This window comes from Sulfitobacter sp. TCYB15 (assembly GCF_040435955.1).
GTDB classification, from domain to species: Bacteria; Pseudomonadota; Alphaproteobacteria; order Rhodobacterales; family Rhodobacteraceae; genus Sulfitobacter; species Sulfitobacter pontiacus.
Genome location: NZ_CP159193.1, coordinates 1,752,564 through 1,776,049, shown reverse-complemented (window position 1 = coordinate 1,776,049; position 23,486 = coordinate 1,752,564). Strand labels below are relative to the sequence as shown.

General features: G+C 54.7%; 10 protein-coding genes. 5 read left to right on the top strand and 5 right to left on the bottom strand.

Annotated features, from left to right (window positions below):
• Window positions 1-1,160 precede the first annotated feature (1,160 nt).
• From ABM428_RS08485 to ABM428_RS08465, 5 genes are all read right to left on the bottom strand, one after another.
• Entirely contained in the window at window positions 1,161-2,348 is a 1,188-nt protein-coding gene (locus ABM428_RS08485; RefSeq protein ID WP_353627844.1) for a GIY-YIG nuclease family protein, read from the bottom strand.
• Window positions 2,338-4,383: a DEAD/DEAH box helicase gene (locus ABM428_RS08480; protein ID WP_353627843.1), complete on the bottom strand. Its 2,046-nt coding sequence runs from the start codon at window positions 4,381-4,383 to the stop codon at window positions 2,338-2,340. Before ABM428_RS08480 ends, ABM428_RS08485 begins: the two co-directional genes overlap by 11 nt.
• The gene (locus ABM428_RS08475; protein ID WP_353627842.1) at window positions 4,380-4,793 is read right to left on the bottom strand and encodes a hypothetical protein; all 414 of its coding nucleotides are present in this window, start codon (window positions 4,791-4,793) and stop codon (window positions 4,380-4,382) included. Before ABM428_RS08475 ends, ABM428_RS08480 begins: the two co-directional genes overlap by 4 nt.
• 104 nt (window positions 4,794-4,897) lie before the next feature.
• A complete protein-coding gene (locus ABM428_RS08470; protein ID WP_353627841.1) occupies window positions 4,898-6,214 on the bottom strand; it encodes a PD-(D/E)XK nuclease family protein in 1,317 nt (438 codons plus the stop codon).
• The gene (locus tag ABM428_RS08465) at window positions 6,211-8,961 is read right to left on the bottom strand and encodes a DNA methyltransferase (RefSeq protein ID WP_353627840.1); all 2,751 of its coding nucleotides are present in this window, start codon (window positions 8,959-8,961) and stop codon (window positions 6,211-6,213) included. The genes ABM428_RS08470 and ABM428_RS08465 overlap by 4 nt, the downstream gene beginning before the upstream one ends.
• Before the next feature lie 1,146 nt (window positions 8,962-10,107).
• On the opposite strand from ABM428_RS08465, the gene ABM428_RS08460 reads away from it, so the two are divergent.
• From ABM428_RS08460 to ABM428_RS08440, 5 genes are all read left to right on the top strand, one after another.
• Window positions 10,108-12,402, top strand: coding sequence for a hypothetical protein (locus tag ABM428_RS08460; RefSeq protein WP_353627839.1), 2,295 nt, complete (start codon window positions 10,108-10,110; stop codon window positions 12,400-12,402).
• Between the two features lie 75 nt (window positions 12,403-12,477).
• Window positions 12,478-13,284: a hypothetical protein gene (locus ABM428_RS08455; RefSeq protein ID WP_353627838.1), complete on the top strand. Its 807-nt coding sequence runs from the start codon at window positions 12,478-12,480 to the stop codon at window positions 13,282-13,284.
• Window positions 13,285-13,522: 238 nt separating this feature from the next.
• Entirely contained in the window at window positions 13,523-15,352 is a 1,830-nt protein-coding gene (locus ABM428_RS08450; protein WP_353627837.1) for a hypothetical protein, read from the top strand.
• A 110-nt stretch (window positions 15,353-15,462) separates the two neighbouring features.
• A complete protein-coding gene (locus ABM428_RS08445; protein ID WP_353627836.1) occupies window positions 15,463-16,725 on the top strand; it encodes a hypothetical protein in 1,263 nt (420 codons plus the stop codon).
• A 1,123-nt stretch (window positions 16,726-17,848) separates the two neighbouring features.
• Complete coding sequence (locus ABM428_RS08440; RefSeq protein ID WP_353627835.1) at window positions 17,849-23,392, top strand: RecQ family ATP-dependent DNA helicase; 5,544 nt, start codon at window positions 17,849-17,851, stop codon at window positions 23,390-23,392.
• Window positions 23,393-23,486: the final 94 nt, after the last annotated feature.

Here is a 23,486-nt window from a genome sequence, read left to right as displayed (position 1 = left end):
GCGTCTTTACGGGGATTTTTTGCGTCATTTTGAGGAATTTTTGCGTCTTTACGGGGATTTTTTGCGTCCCAACGGGGAACTTTTGCGTCGCACCCTCTGTAACAGATTGATTTAGAATAGCTAATTCGCCCCCGAATCTTTTAGAATCTTGAATCTATTAGAAAGAGCCGTCACGCCGGTATTCTAAAACGTTTTTCTCTTCGAAAAATCGCTCCATATACTTCTTGTGCCGAGGCAGATGCATCCGCTGAACGAGGTACTGGAATGAGGCACTGCGGCGCGCAGCGGTGCAACGTTCCAAAATCTCGTTCAAACGCACAACTTGTCGCCATGGCGACCATGAAACCGCTTGATCCCGTTGGGGGCCAGGCAACCGCCTGAGGCTCAACGCCTCAGAACTATGGCGAAGACCGACGGCCGGCGGCTTCGAGGAAAACAGGCTTTTGTGGGGCCCAACGAGAGCCTGTTTTCCTTTCCATTCCACGAAGCTAAACGAGTATGGCGATGGGTATTCATTCTCACAAATATAGACCGTTTACAGATATCCAACGTCGGTTCAAAATTCATGTTAAGGTATGAGCGAAGAAATCTCGTTCTTCAATTCATCTGGGATCGCTAAGCACAGGCTCGATATCCAATTTAACGATACTGGCTTGATGAAAGTTATTGATTTGCAGCGAAATACCAGTGCCAACGTCTACAAAGCTAAGAGCTGCTAAACTGCCAAAAACTGCATGAAACACAGCCAGTTCGCTGCCAAATTGCAGTGACGGATATATAACAAAGGCCCCACTTAACTTTGGAGCAATACGATGAATGGATTTGAATTCGCCCTGACAATAACGTCTGGTGTGACCGCTATTTTTGGATTATTTTATGTTGCGCACTTGGTAAAGGTCAGCGGTCGAGACCGCCCCCGAGATCCCGAGAGCGTCAGAAGACTTGTTCGCAATGCACCATTTGAACGATTAGCGTTGGTTCTAAACGACTACGACGTTGGCACAAATTCACCTTAAGCACCTTAGCTGTTCAATCAAGCGCCGATGTTAACATTCCTGCTCATCAACGACTTCGAGAAGAAGGCGCGCTGGCTGCGATCGGCATTAGAGGTAGAGGTTTGCTATGTCTGGTCGCTCAGCCCTCGATACGTCCATATGCAATCAGGCTTCTCTTAGAATAAGTTTGGCTTGGCGAGGATCATACACGTATTTCGTTATCGTACCCTCTTTGATCTTTTTTACCGCCTCACCGATTGCGAAGAGTGGCACCAGGAACCACTCGCGTGGCACCACAGGGCGTCCGAAACGGTCTTCAATTTGGATGTCGAGCCGTGCGCTGTCAAATATCCGGTGGATCAGGTTTTCGAGCCTGGTTTGGTTTATGTTGTAAAGCTCGTATGTTGCCACGATGTCGACCGGTGCCATCAAGAATGTTGGCTGCAAATGTGCTCCCGCGACCCTTTTTTCGACGCTCATTGTCGTTACACCAATCTTGTGCACTAAATCGCGGTTCGCAGCGACTATCGGATTGTCTGACCTACTGCGCAGCACATAGATTACCCCGGTCGTATCGTCCCCCTCCTCAGGGGCGTCAGAGAACAGGGGGCCAGCCAGAGGCTCTGTGATGCGCCGGCCTGCTTCATCGCTGTTCAACGCCCTTTGCAAAGAACGCATGAGCATTTTGCTTTCGGTGCCATTGTCAAAGACAACCCGGAGCCGGGCATCTGTTCGACCTTGGTCCGTGAGGGTCACTTCTCCCATTTCGGCGACGTAGGCTTTCTGCCCGTGAACAATGAAGAACCGTCCAGGCTCAATTTCGGCTTTCAGCTCAAATGGACGGGTCTCCCTTTGACCATTGTCCAACTCTCTCTGGACCTTTTCAAACAGAGGTTGGAATTCATCAAAATCCTTGCATGTTTCCCGATTTGCAACGGTCTCTGCAGCCTTCTTCTCTGCTGCTGATCGAACATGTTTCAGCTCGGTTATCGGAGATGGCGCGATGTCCACACCGAGTTCCGCGAGCAGGGCGTCATCATCCAGATCGTCGCTTTGATCTATAGCAGGCGGCGCGCTCAGCAGCCCTTGATGGTCAAGAGGTTCAAGGAGGCCACGTGCATCTGACAACTCGCGCAGGCGGTCTAACCTAACTGCGTATAGTCGCTCGAAGATATCCCCACCTGGTGAATGCCCAGGCATGCGCTCATGATCTGCGACAAACTTCTGGATATCCTCGAACCCCGCGATGATGCGCTCTTCACGCGGCGTTCTTTTGACCTGCTTCTTCTTCTCGATCTCAACGCCGAGCTCAGCAAGAAGCGCATCATCGTCATCTGTGAAATCACTGGGCATTCATCGCCTCCTGCTTCATCCGCGCCAGAAATGCGACACCTTCAGCCATCTTCTTTTCCCAAGCATCCGAAGAGGACAATGACGGCAAAACACCCCGCTCTTGCTTGAATTTCAAAGCTCGCTTGGCGAGATCACGCGCCTCCTCCGGGGATAGCTTGATCTTCTTGGCTTCGATGACAGCGGCAACCTGTTTCAGGCTTTCCTCACTCATAGTTTTTGCCAGGATTGCATAGGCTTCGCTGAAGGGGTTTATGCGATCGATGAGGTCGATATCGAGATCGCGGACATTCATTGCGAACTGCCGGACCCCAGTCACAAAGGCCGTGTTAGCCTGCGCTTCTGGGTCATCACCCAGCAAGGTCTGCTTGGCTTGTTGCGTGAAATTCAGCGCCGCGACAGCATGTTGCCGCACGGCCTCTTGATCCTCCGCATCAAGTTCGGGAAATTTGGATTGCACGATTTTGCCCATCCGGACCTGGGTGAGTTCTTCCGGTACAAGCTCTTCATCAAACAGCCCGCGCTCTATGGTGGTTTTATCCTGGACAAAGGCGATGATGACCTCATTCAGATCATTCTCGCAGATCCGGCTGGCCTCCGGGCTCTTGGGTTGGGTCAGGCCCTTGATCTCGATTTGAAATTTGCCGCTGTCGTCATTGAAACCGACATTGCACTTTTCCGGATCGAAGCCACCCTCACCATAGTCAAAACCTTCCTGCGCCGTATTGGTCGCGACTTTGGGCTTGAACTCAAATTTCGGCGTCAGCACCTGTTCCATCAAGAGGCTGGCGGCAATGGCCTTGAGGGTGTCGTTCACGGCTTCCTTGACGGCCTCCTCAGAGGCATCAGGCTCCGCGATAAGATTAGTGAAGCGAGAATGTGTCTTACCCTTGGCATCCCGCGTGGCACGCCCGATGATCTGCACGATCTCGGTCAGACTGGACCGATAGCCAACCGTCAGCGCATGCTCACACCAGATCCAGTCGAACCCCTCCTTGGCCATCCCAAGCGCGATGATGATGTCCACGTGGTCGCGGTTGTTCTTCTGACCCGGATCCTTCAACGCCGCGGAAACACGCTCGCGCTTGGCGGCTTCATCATCTACCAAATCCGCGACCCGCAGCACACGCCCATCAGGCCGTTTGATCAGTTGAAACCCAGTGTCAGCATCTGTCCCCTGCCATTCCCCCAAAGCATCCAGGATATGCTCAACCTCCCGATGCTTGTCCTTGGTGCTCTCGCGGGAGTTAACATTGGGGATGTGCAAGATTGTTTTCTCATCAGGTTCCAAGACCTTCAGCAGGTCATCCGCATAGGAGCCACTGTAAAAGAAATACCCGATGTCCAGCGTCTTGAGATAAGTATAGCCGCTGAGCTGTTCGTAATAGGTATAGGTGACCGTCTCGAACTTGGCCTCATCCTCTGGCCCCAACACAGCCTCTGTATCGCCGCGAAAATAAGAACCCGTCATAGCGACCACGTGCAGCTTGTCACGGGCGATCATCGCCCCCAGATGCGCGCCCAGCTTGTTGTCAGGGTTGGCAGAGACATGGTGGAATTCATCCACCGCGATCAACCGATCGTCAAAGGCCTCGATCCCGAATTTATCGACCGCAAAGCGGAAGGTGGCATGGGTGCAGACAAGGATCTGATCATCGCTATCGAGGAAAGAGCGTACCGATCCGACCTTACCATCATCGCCGCCTGGCGCATTGCACAGGTTCCAGCGCGGCGCGACGGTCCAATCGGCCCAAAAGCCAAACTTGCTCAGCGGTTCATCGGCAAAGCTTGATCCAATGGATTTCTCAGGCACCACGATGATCGCCTGTTTGAGGCCCTGATTGTGGAGCTTGTCCAGCGCAATGAACATCAACGCCCGGCTTTTCCCCGAGGCGGGCGGCGATTTGATCAGCAGATACTGCTCGCCCCGCTTTTCATAGGCGCGTTCCTGCATGGCGCGCATGCCCATTTCGTTGGACGTCGTGGAGCTGCCATTGGCTGGATAGGAAACACAGACAGAGGGGACGGGTTTGGTCATTGGGAAATCCTGTAATCTTGTAGAAATCGTATGGCCCATGCCGGCGGGGTCGGCCAATGGCGATACCCCTTTTCGTGCCAAGTTATACTGGCATCTCCGATCAGGTTGCTATCCTGCAAATGCTGCACCAAGGCATCATGATCGTAAAGGTAAGCATCGTCACCATGTAAAAACGCCACGTGGATCTGCTTACCCAGATATTTGCGGTCGATCATCAACCGCCCCTTGAGTTGCACCTTTAGAAAGGTCTCACCATCAACATGCACGGCAATGAAATCGGCACCCTGCCAGTCATCAGTCAAACGGATGCAGTTAAAACCATAATCTGCCATACGCGCCGCGATCTTGTGGAAATTGTAGTTTTCCTGCTGACGTGAATTCAACTCGGTATAGGGTACAGCCGTGAACATATCAGGCAGACACCATCGTGGTTATCTTAATGGACATGTTGAACAGCTCTCCATCCGTCCATTGTTGTTCTTGATACGACCCACATCGCGGTTGGAACACCCAATCATTCCGAACTTTCTTCCTGGCCGTGCGATACGAACTGAGGCAAAACCTTAGCAACAGCGTCCATCTCGGCCTCAAAAGACTTGAGCGCCTTCTTGATGGCATTTGCGATCTTGTCGTGGTCATGAATGTCATCAACTGCAAAGAAGTTCTTTTTGAAGAACTTTGAATACTTTTTGCCCTCGTCGGCCGCGCCACGTTGAAAACCAATTGTTGTCAGTGATTTCTTTTTGGCCACTTCCGTAATGGCAGCAATCAAGTCGCGCCGGAAATCATGATCGCTCAGTGGGCCGACCTCTGCGTACAGGCGAACCTGACCACTGGCCCCATTTGCATCACTTGTAAGCTGGACCCAAGTGATGAGGGGGAAGCCTGCCCACCAGTTTTCACGGAGGTCCCACCAATATTTTTCACCACCTAAGGCATCATACCAGACCCTTGGCAGGAAGCCGAATACATGAGCATCCCCGTAGGTATATACGAATTCCTGCCTTCCGACTTTGAATAACTGCTTTTCTTCAAGGCCCTCCCCAAACACAGCATCACAAGCAAAAGAGAAGTCCGTGCTTTTCCCGTGCTCCACAATAAAATCAAGCGCGCGCCTGTTATCACGGTAGAGTTGCCGGGCCAGTTTCTCCATTTCGGCTTGCTCATTGCTCATGCCTGTCGCCTCTCGAATAACGTCTAAATAATGCTTCAAAAATGTTTGTACTTCCGGCGTCAACGGCTGCCGACCCGACAACGCGGTCTGACGTAACAACTCGCAGATAGTGCCGTATTCAATTGCCGCGTATCGATCGTCTTCGGGCTTTTCTTCCCAAAGGGTTAAAAAGATCCCGCGCACCAAATGAAAGCTATCCGATCCCATGAAAGTCGCATCCACTACGTCCATATATCGTTTCAGCTGGTTGCTATGCTGACCACTGTCGAATTTGTTCTCGATCACAAAAACCCAGCCGTTGCGTGGGCTTAGAACAAGCAGATCAATGTTGCGCCACTCACGCCTAATTTCGGCGTCCAGCATATCGGCTTGCGAGACATCCAACGCTGTTGGTCGTGCCTTACTGTCATCGCCGCGCAACGCTTGAGCCAGAAACGCCTTGAGAAAGGTGTCGCCCAGCCCATGGGTTTCTTGAGGGTTCAACAGCCAGCCCAAAATCGCGGAGTGTCGGATTTCCATCCGTTCCATGCCCATGGTTTTGATGGGATTGAAGCGACTGAGGTGGGCACGAATATTGTCCAGATCGGCATTGTTGACAAACAGGCTTTCCAAATCGTCCAATGTCGGCAAATGGGCGTCGTTGTTGTCGAGGCTCATCCCGATACCTTCGTGGTCATTTTGGTGTACATGTCGAACAGCTTCTCGAGCCGTTCGGTGTCGTTCTTGAAGCGCCGGCCGATGTAGATGCGCTCAAGTGTCTCGTCGTTGCGGTCGTGGGCGGCGCGGAGGTTTTCGGGCATGGTTTCGGGGTTGTAGAGATCGGCGATGGTGGCGGGGAAATGTGCCTCGCGGGCCAGAAGGATATCTTCGGCGCAGCGTGTCAGATCCTCGCGGTTCTTTTCGGTGAGTTTGGGGACGGGGAAGGTGTTCCAGCCGAGGGTGTTGGAGTAGGAGAAACGCATCTCAAGCCGGACGCAGACGGTGCCGATCCAGACCCAGTGCAGGCGCGAGGCGATGAAGGCCATGTTCCAGAGGGGGGCGTCGTAGAGGGCGAAGACCTTGTCCGACATAATAGCACCCGGTTTCATTAAGGCGCAGGGAAGATAATCCCTCCCTTCAGAGGAAACACGAGGAACTACTATTAGTTCTTCATTGCCTGACTGCCTGACTTGTTGAAAAGCATGAGGTCGATCTGCAGTGTCGCGGGTCATCTTTTTTGTGCTTTTCAATCGATCAGTTCGAACAGATTCGATCCGGCGCCTAATCGATGGTATTTCTTCTGCCTGTGCTCTCTCACTATCGCTTATCCAAAGGCAATATCTCATTTTCCCGTTGATGGCTTCCTGCGAGCCTACATATTGCCTTACAAACTTTGTCTCATCTTCTTTAGAGAGGTGCAGATCAGCTACTTCGTCCGTTTCCAGCAACAAGTTCCCACCATCAACCGGCTTATTCCCATTATCCATCTTATTAATGCCACCGAGTATTTTGTCGCTTGGTTTCACAATGACATTCGGAGCCACCACCAAATATGCATTGATATTCTCACCCTCTTTTAACACGGTCTCGCCTTGAGCATTTAGCCCATAGAGTTTTCGCCCCAATCCTGAATGATTGGATATTGCGACAATCACCACCGTCACGCCTGCATTGTGGTTGGCGAGATTGGCCCATTTGAAAGAGGTATGGGCAAAAGAAATTTCATGTCCTGTTCCAAAAATCAGCGGCCACAGGGTCGGCACTTGCTGCCCCTGGCAAATGGAGTTCGTTGAAACGAAGGCCGACACGGTTGGTGTGTGTAACCCGTAATCAGCGGCCTTCATGAACCAGCCCGCGACATAGTCCAAGGACTTCCAAGTTTTGGTGCGCCCATCAAAGATACGCTGCAAATCGGCCTTTTGCTCTTTGCTTTGCCATGTAGATCCAAGATACGGCGGATTCCCGCAAATATACGTCTCGCCCCCCTCATTCTCGAAATCAATCTGCGCCTGATCCAGCGGGCTTTGGAACAAATCCTCGGATTGGAACTTCACCCCCGTCCCCGTGGGCGGGCAGATCGACAGCCAGTCGAGCCGCAGGGCGTTGCCGCAGGTGATCCAGTTCTGACTGTCCAGTGGCAGGAACTCGGCCAGCGCCTCTTTCTGACCCCTATACGTCACATCGCATTGGTATTCCGCAATGATCAGCGCCAGCCGCGCAATCTCGGCCGAGAAATCGCGCAATTCGATCCCGCGGTAGTTGGTCAGGGGGATGTCCGTCTTGCGGTCCGCCTCCCCTCGCCGCTCATTGATCACCGCCTCGATCGCGCGCAGTTCCTTGTAGGCGATGACCAAAAAGTTGCCCGATCCGCAGGCCGGATCAAACACACGGATCTTGGCAATGCGAGCGCGCAGGTTGGCCAGCTTGCGACGGTTGTCGCCTGCCTCCTCCAGCGCTGCGTTCAGATTATCCAGAAACAATGGGTTCAGCACCTTCAGGATGTTCGGGACAGAGGTGTAGTGCATGCCAAGGACAGAGCGTTCATCCTCATCCGCGACGGCCTGGATCATGGAGCCGAAGATGTCGGGGTTGATCTTGGTCCAGTCCAGTCCACCGATATGGCTCAGATAGCGCTGTGCGATCTTGGAAAAGCGCGGAACCTCGGTGCTGCCCGAAAACAGCCCGCCGTTCACATAGGGAAAGGCATCGGCCCAGCGGGGCAGATTGGCGGCGGTCCGGTCCTTCGGCGCTACGTTCATCGCACGGAAGATGCCGGAGATGACCTGATGCGTGTTACTGCCATCGCGGTTTGACATACGGTCGATCGTAGAGGTGAACAGGTCGTCGCCACCGAAAATATCGGTATCCTCAGCAAAGAAGCAGAAGATCAGCCGCGCCATGAAGTGGTTCAGATCATGACGGCGCTCAGAGGTACCCCAATCAGGGTTATCTTTCAGCAGCTCCATATAAAGACGGTTAAGGCGGCCTGTGGCCTTAATATCAAAGGCGCTCTCGCGGATTTGTTTGACAGTCGAGATACCCGCAAGCGGCAGGAAGACGCCAAAGTGATCAGGAAACTGCTGATATGTGCAGGCGACCGTTTCTCCACCGATCAGGTCTTCTGCCTCGAAATCCTGACCATCGGTGGCGAGGATGAACTTGGCTTTGAACTTGGTGGTGGACGCGCTGTTTTTGAGCGCCACGAGGGTGTCGGAGACAGCACCAGGGGCGCAGGTGGCGATGTGGATGTTGTTGCGCTGTAGGACGCCACCCAGATCGGATTTATTCGTGTCGCCCTTGCGAAGCTTCTTGACCTCGGTCGGCTTGCGCCCAAAAGCCTCAAGAAAAGCAAAAGGGAATTCAGCTGGGTCGAATGGTACTTCGGCGAGTTCGGAGATAGCTTGTTCGATCTCGACGGGGTTCATTTACGCTTCCTTATTCAGCAACGCCCCTCCTGAGTGATAAGAACGTCTGCATTTGATCCAGCTATCCGGACCTCTTTGTCTGTCTTTCCACTGAGTGTGGTTGTTGTGTTCTGACACTGACTGTTTGGCATAAGTTCGGACATGCAGCAGACTGCTGGCAGCAACACCTGCTCACATACAACTGCTATTTTTGTATCGGTACAACATATCGTTAGCAATCGCTGTTACTTGCAATTTTTTCAAATTGGCCAGTGGTCTGATCCAACCGCCAGCAGTACCTTTTCCTTGTGTTCGCACCCTAACGAAGCGGCATGACAAGACCTCCGGTGTCTTTCCCGGGCAGCTGCTCGCTCGTTCAAGTAATAACCGCTCCCCGACATTTCTCTCCTTCGTCCTTTTCGCGATCGACCAATCTAATTGATACCAACAGACAGGACACCCTTAGAAACCAACAAGATGCACACGCTACGAAAAGACCGCCTCAAGCCCTGCTGTGATCGTGACCCCGAAGAATAGGCACCCAATCCAGTCGATTTCCCGCATAAACAGGAAGTTTCTCATGCAAAACAACATTACAGAAAACACCAATCAGGCCGCATATGACCGCATAGCGGACACCGAACGCCACTTACGCCGTCACGGTCATGCCCTTTGAGATCTATTTAGCGTTTTTGAAGCACCAGCAGGTTTCGACGCACTTTGCGATTTGCATGGTATCTTAGGGAGCCGGCACCCAGATGCAGCAGTAATCAAAACAGGGCTTCAGGAGATCGAATGCGCTCTGGGAAATCAAACGTCGCATGCCGCCGACAGCGCCGCAAGCGAACGAGGTTTTGATGCTTCTGCGGCTCTGCGTTCGCACGGCGCACGGATCAGTGAACTGCAAGCACGCTTCCGGAATGCTGGCTAAGACAAAATCTGCCGATCAACTGCACATTGCAGGTCGCCGGGGATATTCCCTCGGCGACTACATCCTCAGTTCGGACGTTCGTTAAGTCTCAAGCTGGCTTATGAAAAGCTTTCCAAGTGCCATCGATTCATCCGCGGAGAGACTAATGTCACTATAAGTGCGATTGTCCAGTGACTGAATCTCCTATTGAAGTGCCAGAATTTCCGGACGCTCCAAAAAGAACACATATCCACTACATGAAAAAAACAAAACACAGTTTAAGTCTTGCCGAGCTGCATGAGCGCATTGAAAATGGCATCGTACCCACGTCAAGTGTACAGTCTGCGCTGGCATTCCTCGGACTTGCGAAGGCAGTTACGGGATCAGCGTTCTATGACGCCAAGGTACTTGCATCGGAAGAGGATTTCGCGACCTGGTTTCCACACAGCCCAAATGGCGATTTGGTTGAAGCTTTCGGCGATGCGATACTGTACAATCGCTGCCGAGCCAGTGTCCTTCGGCACGCCAAACTTGCAGGCGCTTGGCCTGAAAAGGATCCGTATACCTTGTTGAACCTGCTTGCTAAAAAGCAGCGCCTTCCCGGAGTGAACCGAAAACAATTTGAACTATTCTTCCCTGGATTGGCCTTACGTGATCTGACGCGAAACCAAGCAATAGTTGCTGATCGCCCTCTACGGGGAAATAACAGGATGGTCTTCAGGAGATCTCTTTCGACTATCGATCGTTTGAGGTCCGATCCTCGGGTTTTAGCGGCGAATATCCTTTGTTCCGAAGACATAGGGCCCATGCCAATCTACCGCGACGGCGACAAGGTGCGCATCGAGCTGCCGAAAGCGCTGGCGATAGTAATTGGACAGCTTCCTATCAGCTACGCGATTCACGCTCGGCGTGCGTTTGAACTTGGGGTGGATTTCGGCATACTTGGCGTGAATGGACCACGTCCTGGCTGGTCTTTAGGAATCGCGGAAGCTGCGCGATACCACGCGGCCGTGCAAAGGATGGTTTCTTCAGGCACCGCTACTCTTTATCTGAGCGCTCTTCTCTCATTGCTTCGCACCGCGGATTCTGCGTTCGTGCATGCAGACGTCACTACCGATCGGGTGCGGCGACCCGAGATATATGTGCCAAAAGCTAAATCTCAGCCAACACATGCAAGAAGAAAGAAAATTGTGCTGCCGGCCTTTGTCGAGACAGAGGTGGCTTCATTTGCCCAAAATCGCTCTGCAAGCCCAAGACGAATAAAGGATTTACGCTGGCTCCTCAGCGAACTCCTTAAAGCTGGGTATGAGATTGATAGCCAAAGATCTTACGGAGATACGCAGACTATTTTCGAAACTACATTCCCTGATTTCGCTGATCTAACACTGAGATCATACCAGACCGTTCTTCGCACATTTCTCGCCCATACTAACCGTCTATCTCCTTGGGAAAGTTTGATCACTCGCGCCCAAGCGACTGATGTGAATGGCATCGACCTATCTGGCCTTCTGTTGATAAAAAGATATGCTGAGAATGTTGAACCACCGGTGCCACCTGCTAAAGTAGATGAAGATATTGCGAGACAGTTTCTTACGATAGCCTTCAAGGCCCGCGAAACGCCCAAATTATTAAAGGGGCTCGCATCCCTTGACTACTTGCGCACAGCGCTTCCTGATTTCTTGCCAGGACCTACCATCGGCGACCAGCGAGACTGGCTCCAGAGTAAAAGCGGAAAGCCACCTGAGGCACTTGAGAATGCACTGCGGTCTGACGCGCAAAAAGCAGGATATACCAAAAACGGCGTGAGAGCGATGATCGTCGCGGTTCGAAGCCTTTATTCCCTGACACCCGACAAAACCAAGTTCGCTGCAGACTACGCTGCCATTCCATGGCGTGCTTTGACCGCGGAGGCCATGGCCACGCACGAACAGAAGTTGACGCACTACCGGACAGAGTTACTTCGACTCGCAGATCGTCTGGATCAGATAAAGACAGTTGGCTGGCAAAACTTACAGGTCGCAATTGTAGCGGCAGGCATTCCGCGCGCTGACAATCCGATAGACACACTTATGAGCGTTGCTGCCAATACAGGGCTCGAGCCATGGCACTTGGACAGAGAATGGGCGTGGATTTACGAGCGGTCTCTTCGGCCGGACCTGCGGCGCAAATGGAACCGTGCGGTAACTAACTTTGACGCATTGTACGACACAGTAGGCATTGCACAGACCAAACTTTTGCCTTCAGACCGTCTCGGGCCGATGCCCCAGATAGGCGCACGTCTGAAGAACGCCCACTTCCCCCTTCCACGTAGGTTTGAAGCGGCACTCGAAGGCGGATCAAAACAGCTTTTAGAGGCTGGGCATTTCGTGTGGCGATGCTTACGGACCTTCGGCGTTTGTTCGCGCGGAGATGATCCTGCGCCTGGCGATCTGGTCGCCGACGATTATCTTGACTTAATCGAAAAGGAACAATGCTTCATGCGGGCACAAACGGCTCGATTGCATATAGAGTGTATCCGCGACTGGCGCGACAGCCGGATCGGGTTGCTATAGGTCAGTGTCTCCCACTTTCGTGGATAATATTTTTCCGTATCTTCCTAATCAGCACCATTTCCTGAAAAACAGGAGATGCCATTGCTACCATTATCGAAATTCCATTTCGCAACCCGTCTCGAACTGCACAAGTGGTCAACTCTGTCGCGGAATGAGATTGGCCCGTTCCTCGCCCGGTTCGGCATTGCACCACTGGGCACCAAATTCCCGATGATGCGTGTATACGAGCATCTATTGGGTTTGGAGCCCGCCACCGCCGCTGAGGAAGAAATGCTTGGGCAAGGCTTCGTACGCATCAGTACGGTCGCAGAGCGTTTTGGCACAACCAGCGACCACCTTTTGAGCCGACTTCGCGCACCAGGCAATAGCTATCCTCCGCTCTACGCGTTTGGGCCCAACCGTCATGTTATGCTCCGCGCTCAGATAGAACAAATGCTGTCGAGTCCGAAAAACGCGTGGGATGCTCTTAAGCCAATCAAGGGGCATGCTGTCGCAGCATCGTGCCTGGCGCGGAATCTGAACGTCCCGCAATCGCGGATTGACACGCTGCTTAAAGTAAAACGCGACTTGCCTGCACGTATACTTATGCAAGGCCGTGTCCGTTACATCATCGCTGATGTGACCAACAGCCTCGCGTCCTCATGTTCCAATTTGGTTACGGTTACGGATGGTCCGACACAAAGTGCAGAACCACAACACAGCACATCGAAAGCCTCGCCCATTTTCGCACGCAATAGCGATGGTGGCTTGTTCTCCAATGCAGCGGATCATGCAACTCTCCAAGCTTCCGCGGGTAGAATCTGCACGGGATCCGGTGCCAACGCACACGGAGGCGATTGCGCGCACGGGTCCCCGGTCGAGGCGAAACTGTCGGAAACATAAGGCGTGGCTTAGTTTTCGATAGTTTCGACTCCAGCGCACATTCTCACTTCGTATGCACGCTAAGCGGCCAATATCCCCCTCCGACCAGTTAAAAGGATATTTCATCGCTCTCGAAACAAAAAATCTGAAAATCACGCACATTTCCTAAGGGCATATTCCGACCCTAAATTCCACTCAACTACGCAAACGCACAGCCGTCATGACGGCTGTGCAACACCCTCCTAAAAAGGATTTCTAAATGGGAATTTTTTCCAGCGCATCGCAGACAGCCTTAACAGCTACCATTTTGCCAGTCGCAAAAACAATGCAAACGGTCTTCGATGAAACCAAAGATGAAACTGAACGCAACCGCATCGCGCGCATTGGAGACTTTTTTAATACGCCGCTATCGGCCTTCAGTGGTGATATTCTCAAGTGGTTTGACGATCATTTTCCTTTGTTGAAAGAAATTGGAGGAGGACCATTGCCAGGAGCGGATCGTAATTTCTGGTCTTCGAAGAGTAGCTACGCGAAGTGGCGTGAAGTTGTCCGCCGCCGCATCAAGACAACGCTCGGCATGGTCGGTGCCAAAGCTGAGATTCGCGCCCGCGATGATGGCTGGACCCCGTTTCTAATCCTCCTTGATCAACTATCAAAAGATCGAGGCCCTGTGTATCCGGCTACATTTGCAGCCATACGGACGTTTTCAGATAAGGCGCGAGCAGCCGGTATCGACCCTGTAGATTTAACGCCGCAAATTGTGCCAGGATTTCTCAAAACGATGCCATTTCATGAACAGGTGAAGTCATCGAACGCCCTCAAGGCGATTATGCGCCTAATGACATTTCAAGTGATTGCTGCGCATCTTCCGCCAGGCTACGACACGGCATATCTTGTTCCGGCCGCGTGCACACCGGTCCCGGACCCCGTCCGTGCTATGATCGCCAACATGGTCGAGAACGCGCGCTTCGACCGTACCACCTACGACGATGTATCGGAATCTTGTTCGGAGAATTTCAACGAGAAAACGGCCACGACTTACAGGGCCGCGCTGATAGCACTTGCCCGCGCCGCCCAAGAAACGAACCAGGCGGATCTGGCTTCGCTGGATTGTCTCGATCCCTTGTTCGGTAACGAGATCCGCATCAGTGCAATCCGGCATTGGATTGGTCTTTCGGAAAAGGACCCCCGATTTAGTCTCCGTACCGCAGCAGACTACGTACGGATCGTCGCGCAGATCGGCAATGCCAACGGTCTCAAGACCAAGAAGTGGCTTAAGAGTCTGAAGAAAAATCCGCACCTGCGGGAAGGACAAACCGTCGGAAAAAAGATGTCCCCCAAGAACCGGGTATTTTGCGAGCGCCTGATCCACAATCCTTCCGATGTCCGAATATTCCTAAGTCAGCATGTTCTTTACAAAGAACGGGCGCAAGATATCCTCGCCACAGACAAACTCCTTTCTACCCAGCAGCTCCGCGATGCAAGGCGGTTTGCAAGCTGCGCAGCCTTTTCCGCGCTCGAGATCCGCGGGGCGGGCCTTAGAAAAGGCAGCGCCCTTGCGATCGAATGCGCAGGCGTAAACCAGAACTTGTTCCGAAAGACGACAGGCGACAAAAGAATCTTTGAGTTGCGGATCGCGCAGAAAGATATGAAGGGCGCATATGTTGATCTGCCCCCCATTCACGTCAGGGATGATAAATATTGCGGGTACGAGGTCCTGGACTGGTATCTGAAAACCGCGCGACCGCTCTTCAACTATGCCAACCCCAAGTTTTGTAAACATCTGGAATGCCCGATGGCTACACACCTCTTTGTCTCGGAACAGTCGCCTAACCCTGTAGCCGGTGCGATGCTATACAAGTGGCTGACCCGCAGTAGCGCCGAGATTGGTCTACCGATGTTTCCGCATAATTTCAGGCACGGGTTTGCAACCCTGCTTCTGGCACGATCATGGAGCAATCGTGGCCGAGCCGCTGCGTATTTGGGCTGCTCAGTGGGTGTGTTGGATACGTATTATGGCTGGATCGACAAGCAGCAGAAACTGGAGGAAGTTCAAGACTTGCTCGCAGAGGCGCTCGCCGGAAAATGAACAGACACTCAATCCTTTCGAAACCGCATTGGCAACCGAATGCGGCATCCCCCGTCCTACTTAGCATGCCGCTCAATGAGCTATGGGCACTCGACAGTTTGATCGAATTCATGACCCAACATAACTGCCCCGAGCTCACGCCATCCGACTGCCATGTTTGGGCACGCCTGAATGAAAACGCGTCAGCAATTGATCATGCTATTAAAGCTATGATCAAGACCGATGGCACTGGCGCACCGCCGCTTGCAGCACTGCGCGTGGCACAAGAGATGCGCACTGCCTGCGTGCGTTTTGCCGGCATCTCAAAAGAAGCCCGTCGTGACTATAAACGTCTGATCTCTCTGTATCCCGAAGACCTTCCTGAATGCTGGCAACAACATCTTATCTCTATTCGGAACCGCATGGAAGGCGGTGAGATCAGGCTGGTCTCGGATCTCTACGAGCGAATGACGCGCAAGGTCTGCCAGTACGGTTGGTTTCTTCAGGAAAACGGCTTGGCGCTGGAATTTGAAACAGCGAAACTTCACTCGTTCTATGTCTACGAGACGACACGGATATCTAACAGGGGAAGACCTCTGTGCCCCTCAACGCTCGTAGCAACATTCTCGGACCTCCGGGAATTTATAAAGCTCTCAAAAGAATTTTCACCAAAGATTATCGAAGACTTGAACCGGCTTCTAAAAAAGCTGCGTGATGGCTCAGATATAGTGACTTCGCAGAAATTTACTGCTCTCGCAAAAATCGACATTATCACAATCCTTCCTCGTGCCGATAATATTCGGCACCAAGTTCAAAAATACAAAAATCCTGCACAACGTCACATTCAACGCAACCGTGCGATGGCGATTGCGATACCACCGCTGACGCCACTTCGAAGGGAGTGGCACGATCTGCGTTTCGGCCGTGATTTAGTTTGGGCAGAGGGACGCTACCGTTTGCGCGACTATAAACTTCGTAAAACCCGGCACCGGGTTGGACGAGAGGCCTATCCGGGGTCGGTTCATCCGAGCGTCCAAGGTTTTGTGGATGCGCGGCTGCTACAAGATGACAACGAAAAATACCTGAACGCACTGCGAGCCACGGCTGAAGAAGACGAGTGGCCCCTTTTCGTCCACCCCAATGGATTATCAGTATCCGAAAATTATGTTTCTCAGATCTGGTCGAGGGAATTCGGAACAGGCGCGCATATCTGCAGGTCTATCGTTTACGATGTTGTATTTGCGATCAGCGAGGATGCGACGTTGGCCGGTATGCTTATGAATGATCACACATCCCAGCAAGCACGGAAGAAGTACACCGGCGATCAAGCCAAGCAAGCAGCGCTCGCCGCTGCAGGAAGGGAGATGGAGGATATCTTCGACAAGCTCTTTTAGAAAGACAGCAATGTGAGGTGGTTTCACTTAATGGGAAAGATCTGCGGTTCAGCTAAGATGATATAGCGTTAGTGCCATGCCTGCCCTTTGCATTTCATTTTGCAGTTATTCGTTTCAAAGCCTTTAAGCGACACGTCCGCTTCGAGCCCAATGTAACCGATGCTGCGCGATCCATGGATATCCGCTGTTGCGAGACAGCCAAAAATAGATCGTTTCTCAGCCGTGCCAATACCGCGCGTTTTTGAACGGACGCTGAAGGCAGCTGAACGCCAGTTCAGCAACCTTTTCGTAAAACCTTGATCTGAAGCTTACCAAGCGCAGATTGAAAGCTCATCGTTTTCCCAACACGCCGGGTCCTCAGTGGAACGATTAAGGTCGTGCAACTGACCGTGCATATGGCTCGCGTAAGCTTCTTCGGTCCACATACCCTGAGCGTAATTACCTTCGATTGGACCCACAGTGACTGCATATTTTGCGTTTCCGGTTACTACCGTGAAGGAACCTCCAACATCAGCCTGAAAATAGCAGGATCCACTATGATAAATAGTGCCATGGTCCGCTATACGGCATTGGATTTCCCGAGGCGCAGTTCCATCAGGATCCATATAGGGCATGAAGGGTTCATCGGCTTGAGACGCACCAGGCATTACTATGATCAGCGTGGCAAAGAATGTCACAAAGGTTTTATACCGCATTGTAGCTCCAACATTATTTCGAGATTACTTGGCAGCGTATTATGGAAAAATTATGGCAATATATTCGCTTGAGAAAGTCGGCGATTACTTTGCGAATATTTGACAAGCAACTTCGAGTTTAAGTTAGCCTGAAAGATCTGACAAAAAACGACCGCTTGTTGAACGGTTCGCTGACCCCGACATTGGCCCACTTGCAGCGAAGGTCTGAAAGGTCCCACACAGCTGACATCTATGCATGGTGTAGCAAAGGGCCGCTTCCCGCCCCTTGTGTTTATCTTCGCAAACGGCCCATAGCGGTCATTACTCAAGATCACCATTGCCGCAGCGCTGCTTCCCCATACCGGACCTTCACCCATACTTGGTCGCAACCTACTTTTTCGATTGAATTCGGCTTGTAGTTTCTATTTCCTCCCCAATGGAGGTATCACTTGCTCAAGCGTTTTTTGTCCGAGGGGTTTCAAGTAGTTAGGGAGCACAGTGGCACCACCGCATCGGCGACGCCAAATGCAACCATTGATGACCTACTTTCCGCCTCAGTTGGCTTCGATCTCGAAATCATCGATGACGCCAAGGGTCTGGCGCGTCTTCGTGACGCCGCCGCATTTCCTGCCGACGCTGAGCCAGAGGAGGCCGCTAACAAGTGCGGACTGTCGGCCGCGAAAATCGAGGCCGAACTGCGCCGTCATCGCTTCGCGATTGGCCACAATGCAGCGATCCACGATCTCCCTGAACTCGAAGCTCTGACAGGCAGGTCATTCGACGATCTTCAGCTCGTCGATACGATCTGGCTCAGCCCCCTCGCCTTCCCCGGCCTCAAGTCGCATGCGTTGAACAAGCCATATCTGGCCCAAACAGGCTTGGCAGATCCCGTCCAGGACACGCTCGAAACCATCGCCCTCCTCCGCTCCGAGGCCTTGGCTTTCGAGACGATGGACCGCGAGTGGGTCGAGGTCCTGCGTTGGCTGTGCGGCCTTGGCGCAAACCACAAAGGCTACGAGGCTTTCTTCGATGCCGTCTTGGGGCGTGCCTCTGCCTCTTCAGGCGATGATCTGGAGGAAGCCAAGCCGATCGTCGACACGATCGTCCGGATGTTCCAGGGCCAAGTCTGCATGCGTGGGCTGCACGGCCAGCTCCTCCATGCCTTCGAGACGAAGAACGGCTGGCCGCTGGCATGGGTCCTGAGCTGGGTTCGGCATCGCGACCAGCGGCCGGCACCGGCCGAGTGGCTCCTGAAGGGAGAGCTCGGCTTCCGGGAGGCGCTGGATGAACTGGGCAGGCGGCGATGCAGCCAATCCGGCTGCCGCCGCTGCCGGGACCACGAGACATCGCTCCATAGCATGAGCCGGTGGTTTCCGCCGGCCGAGGGCGAGACCCCGCGCTTCCAGCTGCCCCTCGACGAGAAGGGCATCGCCTATCAGCAGCGCGTGATGGATGCAGCTCTGGCCCGGCGCTCTGCCCTGGGCATTCTGCCCACCGGCACCGGCAAGTCGCGCTGCTTCCAGGTGCCCGCCCTCGAGCATCACGAGCGCACCGGCGATCTCACCGTGGTGGTCTCGCCCCTCAAGGCGCTGATGGAGGACCAGGCTGCCAAGGCGGAAGAGGAAGGTCTGCCCGGCGTCGCACGGCTGCATAGCGATCTCGATGTCGTAACCCGCGACGAAATCCTCTCGGATATCCGCGAGGGGCGGATCGCCCTACTTTACCTCGCACCGGAAAGCCTCGGCTCCAAATCGACACGCTCTGTGCTCAAGAGCCGACGCATCGGTATGTGGGTCTTCGACGAGGCACATTGCATTCCAGCATGGGGTAATGGCTTTCGCGGCGACTATCGGCGTGCGCCCAAGTGGATCGCCGAGTGCGGCGGGCGCGGCAGTGAGGAGGCCGTAATTTTGTGCCTGACCGCCACTGCTCGGCCGGAAACCCAAAAGGCCATACGTTTGGCCTTCCAGACCGGAATGGGACGATCGCTTGCGGTTATCGACGGCGGAGCGGAGCGTCCGAACCTCACCTACCGCGTGCTGCCCCGTAATGACGAGACGCATGAGCAACTGAGCGACATGCTCCGCGACCCGGAGCTGTTGCCCGAAGGCGGCCAGGCAATCATCTATGCCTACAGCCGCAAAGACACCCAGCAGATCGCGTCCAGCCTCGACGCTCTCGGCCACAGCGTCGAGTTCTACCACGCCGATCGCACCCCGGAGGACAAGGCGCGCGTCGAGCGCGACTTCGCCGAGGGACGCTTACAGGTCATTGTCTCAACCATCGCATTTGGCATGGGGGTCGACTGCCCGCGGGTGCGTCTGGTGCTCCATACCGGACCGTCTGCCTCTCTCGAAGCCTATGCCCAGGAAGCAGGGCGCGCCGGGCGCGACAAAAAGCCAGCCACCTGCATTCTCCTGCACGACCTAAATGAGCATGACCGCCGCCTTGATCTTTGCGCTCAGGGGCATCTCCATAAGGAAGACATCGATGCTGTCTTGGCCTATGTGCTCGACATCCAGCGCCGCGTGCAGCGCAAGACCAACCGCTTCCCTCCGATCTCATTGCCCTATCAAGTGGTCGCTGAAGATCTGCTCGGGTTTCTGAAGAGCTCGACCTACGAGCGCGCCGAGGAACTTCAGAGATCACGGGTCGACCGCATCGTTGATGAACTCGAGGCCCATGGCCTCATTCGCAAGGTGCAGGCTCAATCCGGATTCTCTCATCTCCGGGTCAAAAGGCAGGTTCTGGACGCGCTACACCGCGATCCCCACGGCCTCAGCCGCATCCAGACCCGGATCGTCCAGCACCTCTTCTCGCAGGCCGCCAGAGGCGACGAGCCCCAGCTTCCCGACGAGCTCGAAGAACTCGCGGATATCTGCGGCCTGCGAAAGACCGGCCGATTGAAGATCGTGCGCAAAGCCGTAGGCGCGCTCCGTGATCGGCGTGATCTTCTACACTTCGACAAGACCGTCGACATCAAGCTCGGAGGTGCGCGGATTGCGCCGCGCCTCGTCTCGTCCTGGGCGGAAAAAAGCAACGCAGTGGTCGAAGTCATCATCGCCCTGTTCGAGGCCCGGACTGCGGCGGAGGAGGAAACCTTCGACGACACCCAGGAGGTCGAGGAAGGCGAGCAACCCGACAAGCCCGCGCCGCGGCCATTCCAGATCACGCTCGCAGCGCTTCTTCAAAAGGTTCAGAGCGAGCTTGAAGAAGGCGTGCGCCTCACCGCCAAGGAGGCTCTTCAGCTCCTTGAAGAGCTGCGCCGGCTCAAACTCATCGGCGTCAAAGTGACGCCGGCCCAACTGACGAGACAGCTTACGATCTTCGCCCCTGAGCTGGAGCCGGACGACCTTCGGCCCCGGCTTGAACAACACCGTGCGCAAACAGCCCGCGTGTTCGAAGTGCTCGAGAAGCTCGCTGACGACGAGCGCCACTTGCGTATCGAAACGGATCACCTCGCTGAAGAAGTGGCAAGTTTCGATATGGATGTCGAAGGGACCTGGCGCGCTCCGGACGGCTCCAGGCTCGCAGCGGGCGCATCAGAGCGTCTCGTGCGGCGTCATCTGCGCCTGCTGACACGGATCAAGGCGCTCGACATCTCGGCCGGGCTCTACACCAAGAGTGAGGCCGTCCGCGTCGAGATCGCACGGCGCGATACCAACCTGACCGTCCGCTCCTACACTCAGGAGATGTTCCGCACCGGGGTTGAAGCCTTCCAGGAGGAAGAGATCCGCCAGCTGCACCTCATGGACGGCTATGCCCAGCGAGTGCTCGATGTGCCGGATGAGGCACCCGAGCTTCTCAAGTCCTACTTCGCGACGCCGTCCAAGGAGAGCCTCGCGACCTTCTTCGAAGGCGAAGAGTTGAAGGTGGTTCGTGAAAACCGCCCTGCCCCGGTCCAGCGGCAGATCGAGCTGCACAGCAGGCTCGACCCCGAGCAATCGAAGATCGTGCATGACGACACAAGCCTGAAAGATCTGCTGGTTTTGGCCGGCCCAGGCGCCGGCAAGACACGGGTGCTGGTGGAGCGCATCGTCTGGCTCGTCGGCGTCGAGCGCGTGCCGCCCGACCAGATCCTGGCTTTGTGCTACAACCGGCATGCCGCGGAAGAAATCCGCTCGCGCCTGCGTGCGAAGACTGCACTTGGCCGACGCGGCGCGGTCGTCTCGGTCTATACCTATCACTCCTTTGCCTTGCAGGTGCTCGGCCAGTCCTTCGGCGAGCTCTCGGATGAGGCGGTGGGCGAGGAAGTCGGGCTCACCGACACCGAGGCCGACAGCGGCCGCAAGGCCAGCGCTTTCGATCGCATCCTGTCGCACGCCAGCGCGCGGCTGAACCAGCAACGCGATGACGGCGGCAATCTCTCGGACCTCATCTTGCGGCGCTTCCGCTGGGTCTTCGTCGACGAGTTCCAGGATGTGACCGAGGACTCCTTCGCGTTGATCAAGGAAATCTCGCAGCAGAGCCAGAAGAAGGCCGCGAGTGAAGCACGCAGTGCGGCCGATCTCGTCGATGTCCGCTTCATTGCAGTCGGAGACGATGACCAGAATATCTATGACTTCGGCGGTGCCAGCGGACAGCATATCCGCGCCTTCGATCGGCTGTTCAACACGCCCAAGAAGATGCCCGAGCTGACATGGAACTACCGCTCGAGCGGTGCCATCTTGCGCTGTGCCGCTGAGATCATCTCCCATTGCTCCGATCGCCTGAAGACCCGGGAAATCGAAATCGATCCAGACCGGGTCCATGATCCACTGCAAGGCCGCTATCACCGACCGCGCGATCCCGACCTCGGACGGGTAACGATCCTCGAGAATGCCGATCGAACCATCGACAGCCATGCGGCCCTCGCGACGGCCGAGCTGCTCCGTCTTCGCGCAGCGGTAGGCAAGGAGAATTGGCGCTGGGCATCTACCGCCGTGCTGGTGCGCCGACGCGCGCATATCCCGGTGGTCGAGCGCGCGCTGGTGAGCGCCGGGATCGAGGTCTCACGCGACCTCCAAGGGCTCGTGCCCATGGCGCGCGTCAAGGAAGCAGTCCGGGTCAGGGAGTGGTTGGAGAAGAAGGAACGCGTCGGCCGAGTGCTGCTGCCGGAGGATATCGAGCGGGTCGCCGGGTGGCTGGGGGCGCATTACGGAAGCCTCTGGGCGCGTGCCGTGGCCCAATGGCTGAGAGACTACCTGCGTGACCAGATGGATGCGGCCGAAGAAGGCCCCGAGGGAAGTTCCGAGAGAAGCGAGGCCACCGAAGATCAGCCGGTGGAGATTTCGCCGCGCCTGGCGCTCGAGGAGTTCGTAGAATGGGCGCATGGCTGGCGGCCCGAGCAGAACGGGGTGAAGGTGCTCACCGCGCACAGTTCCAAGGGTCTCGAGTTCGACAATGTCGTCGTCTGCGATTGCGACTGGCTTCACGGCCTACCGATCACGGGCGCAGATCGACGGCTCTTCTATGTCGCCGCAACCCGGGCCCGATACAGCCTGAGCCTGACAACAGGGGGCCTCATGGCGCCGACAAGGCGGTTGATCTCGGTTGAGAGATCAGAGCATCTCGCGCCGCTCAAACTCGAGCCGCACCGACCTCCACTGGCATCTCAAGCCAAGGCACCACTGATCCCCTGCTCTGTCCGGGATGTATTTCTGTCTTTCCCAGCCTGGAATGGGCCGTGGTGCTATTCCAGCGAGAGCGGTCGGCAAAAGACCAAGGCCGTCATCGCCGGGCTGAAGCCCGGAGATCGCATCGTGATCAAGAAAACGCAGAACCAGAGCGATCAAAACCCCTGGCATGTCTTTGCGCCGATCGAGAACGGTCTGCATCAGATCGGCAAGATGCAAAGAGGCTTCTCGCCGGGTGTCGCTGGAGAGGGGTTCTACGCCGAGGTTTTTGCCCTCGTCTCTTGGCGCAAGACCGACAGCGACGAAGATCAACACGGTAAGATCTGCCTCGATCATTGGTTCACTGTCATCCCCGAATGGCGGTCCATCGGCAGCTAAGGCAATACGAAAAGGTTAACATAGCTTTGATGATGTGACCGCCCCCTGACGGCATCGATGTGCCAAGGTGGGTGTGCACTCGCGCAATAGTAAA

What these genes read in the sequence shown, in the direction of transcription:
- ABM428_RS08480 (WP_353627843.1), bottom strand. Translation starts at nt 4,383, where the DNA reads ATGACCAAACCCGTCCCCTCTGTCTGTGTTTCCTATCCAGCCAATGGC.
- ABM428_RS08450 (WP_353627837.1), top strand. Translation starts at nt 13,523, where the DNA reads ATGGGAATTTTTTCCAGCGCATCGCAGACAGCCTTAACAGCTACCATT.
- ABM428_RS08470 (WP_353627841.1), bottom strand. Translation starts at nt 6,214, where the DNA reads ATGAGCCTCGACAACAACGACGCCCATTTGCCGACATTGGACGATTTG.
- ABM428_RS08455 (WP_353627838.1), top strand. Translation starts at nt 12,478, where the DNA reads ATGCCATTGCTACCATTATCGAAATTCCATTTCGCAACCCGTCTCGAA.
- ABM428_RS08475 (WP_353627842.1), bottom strand. Translation starts at nt 4,793, where the DNA reads ATGTTCACGGCTGTACCCTATACCGAGTTGAATTCACGTCAGCAGGAA.
- ABM428_RS08460 (WP_353627839.1), top strand. Translation starts at nt 10,108, where the DNA reads ATGAAAAAAACAAAACACAGTTTAAGTCTTGCCGAGCTGCATGAGCGC.
- ABM428_RS08485 (WP_353627844.1), bottom strand. Translation starts at nt 2,348, where the DNA reads ATGCCCAGTGATTTCACAGATGACGATGATGCGCTTCTTGCTGAGCTC.
- ABM428_RS08465 (WP_353627840.1), bottom strand. Translation starts at nt 8,961, where the DNA reads ATGAACCCCGTCGAGATCGAACAAGCTATCTCCGAACTCGCCGAAGTA.
- ABM428_RS08445 (WP_353627836.1), top strand. Translation starts at nt 15,463, where the DNA reads ATGACCCAACATAACTGCCCCGAGCTCACGCCATCCGACTGCCATGTT.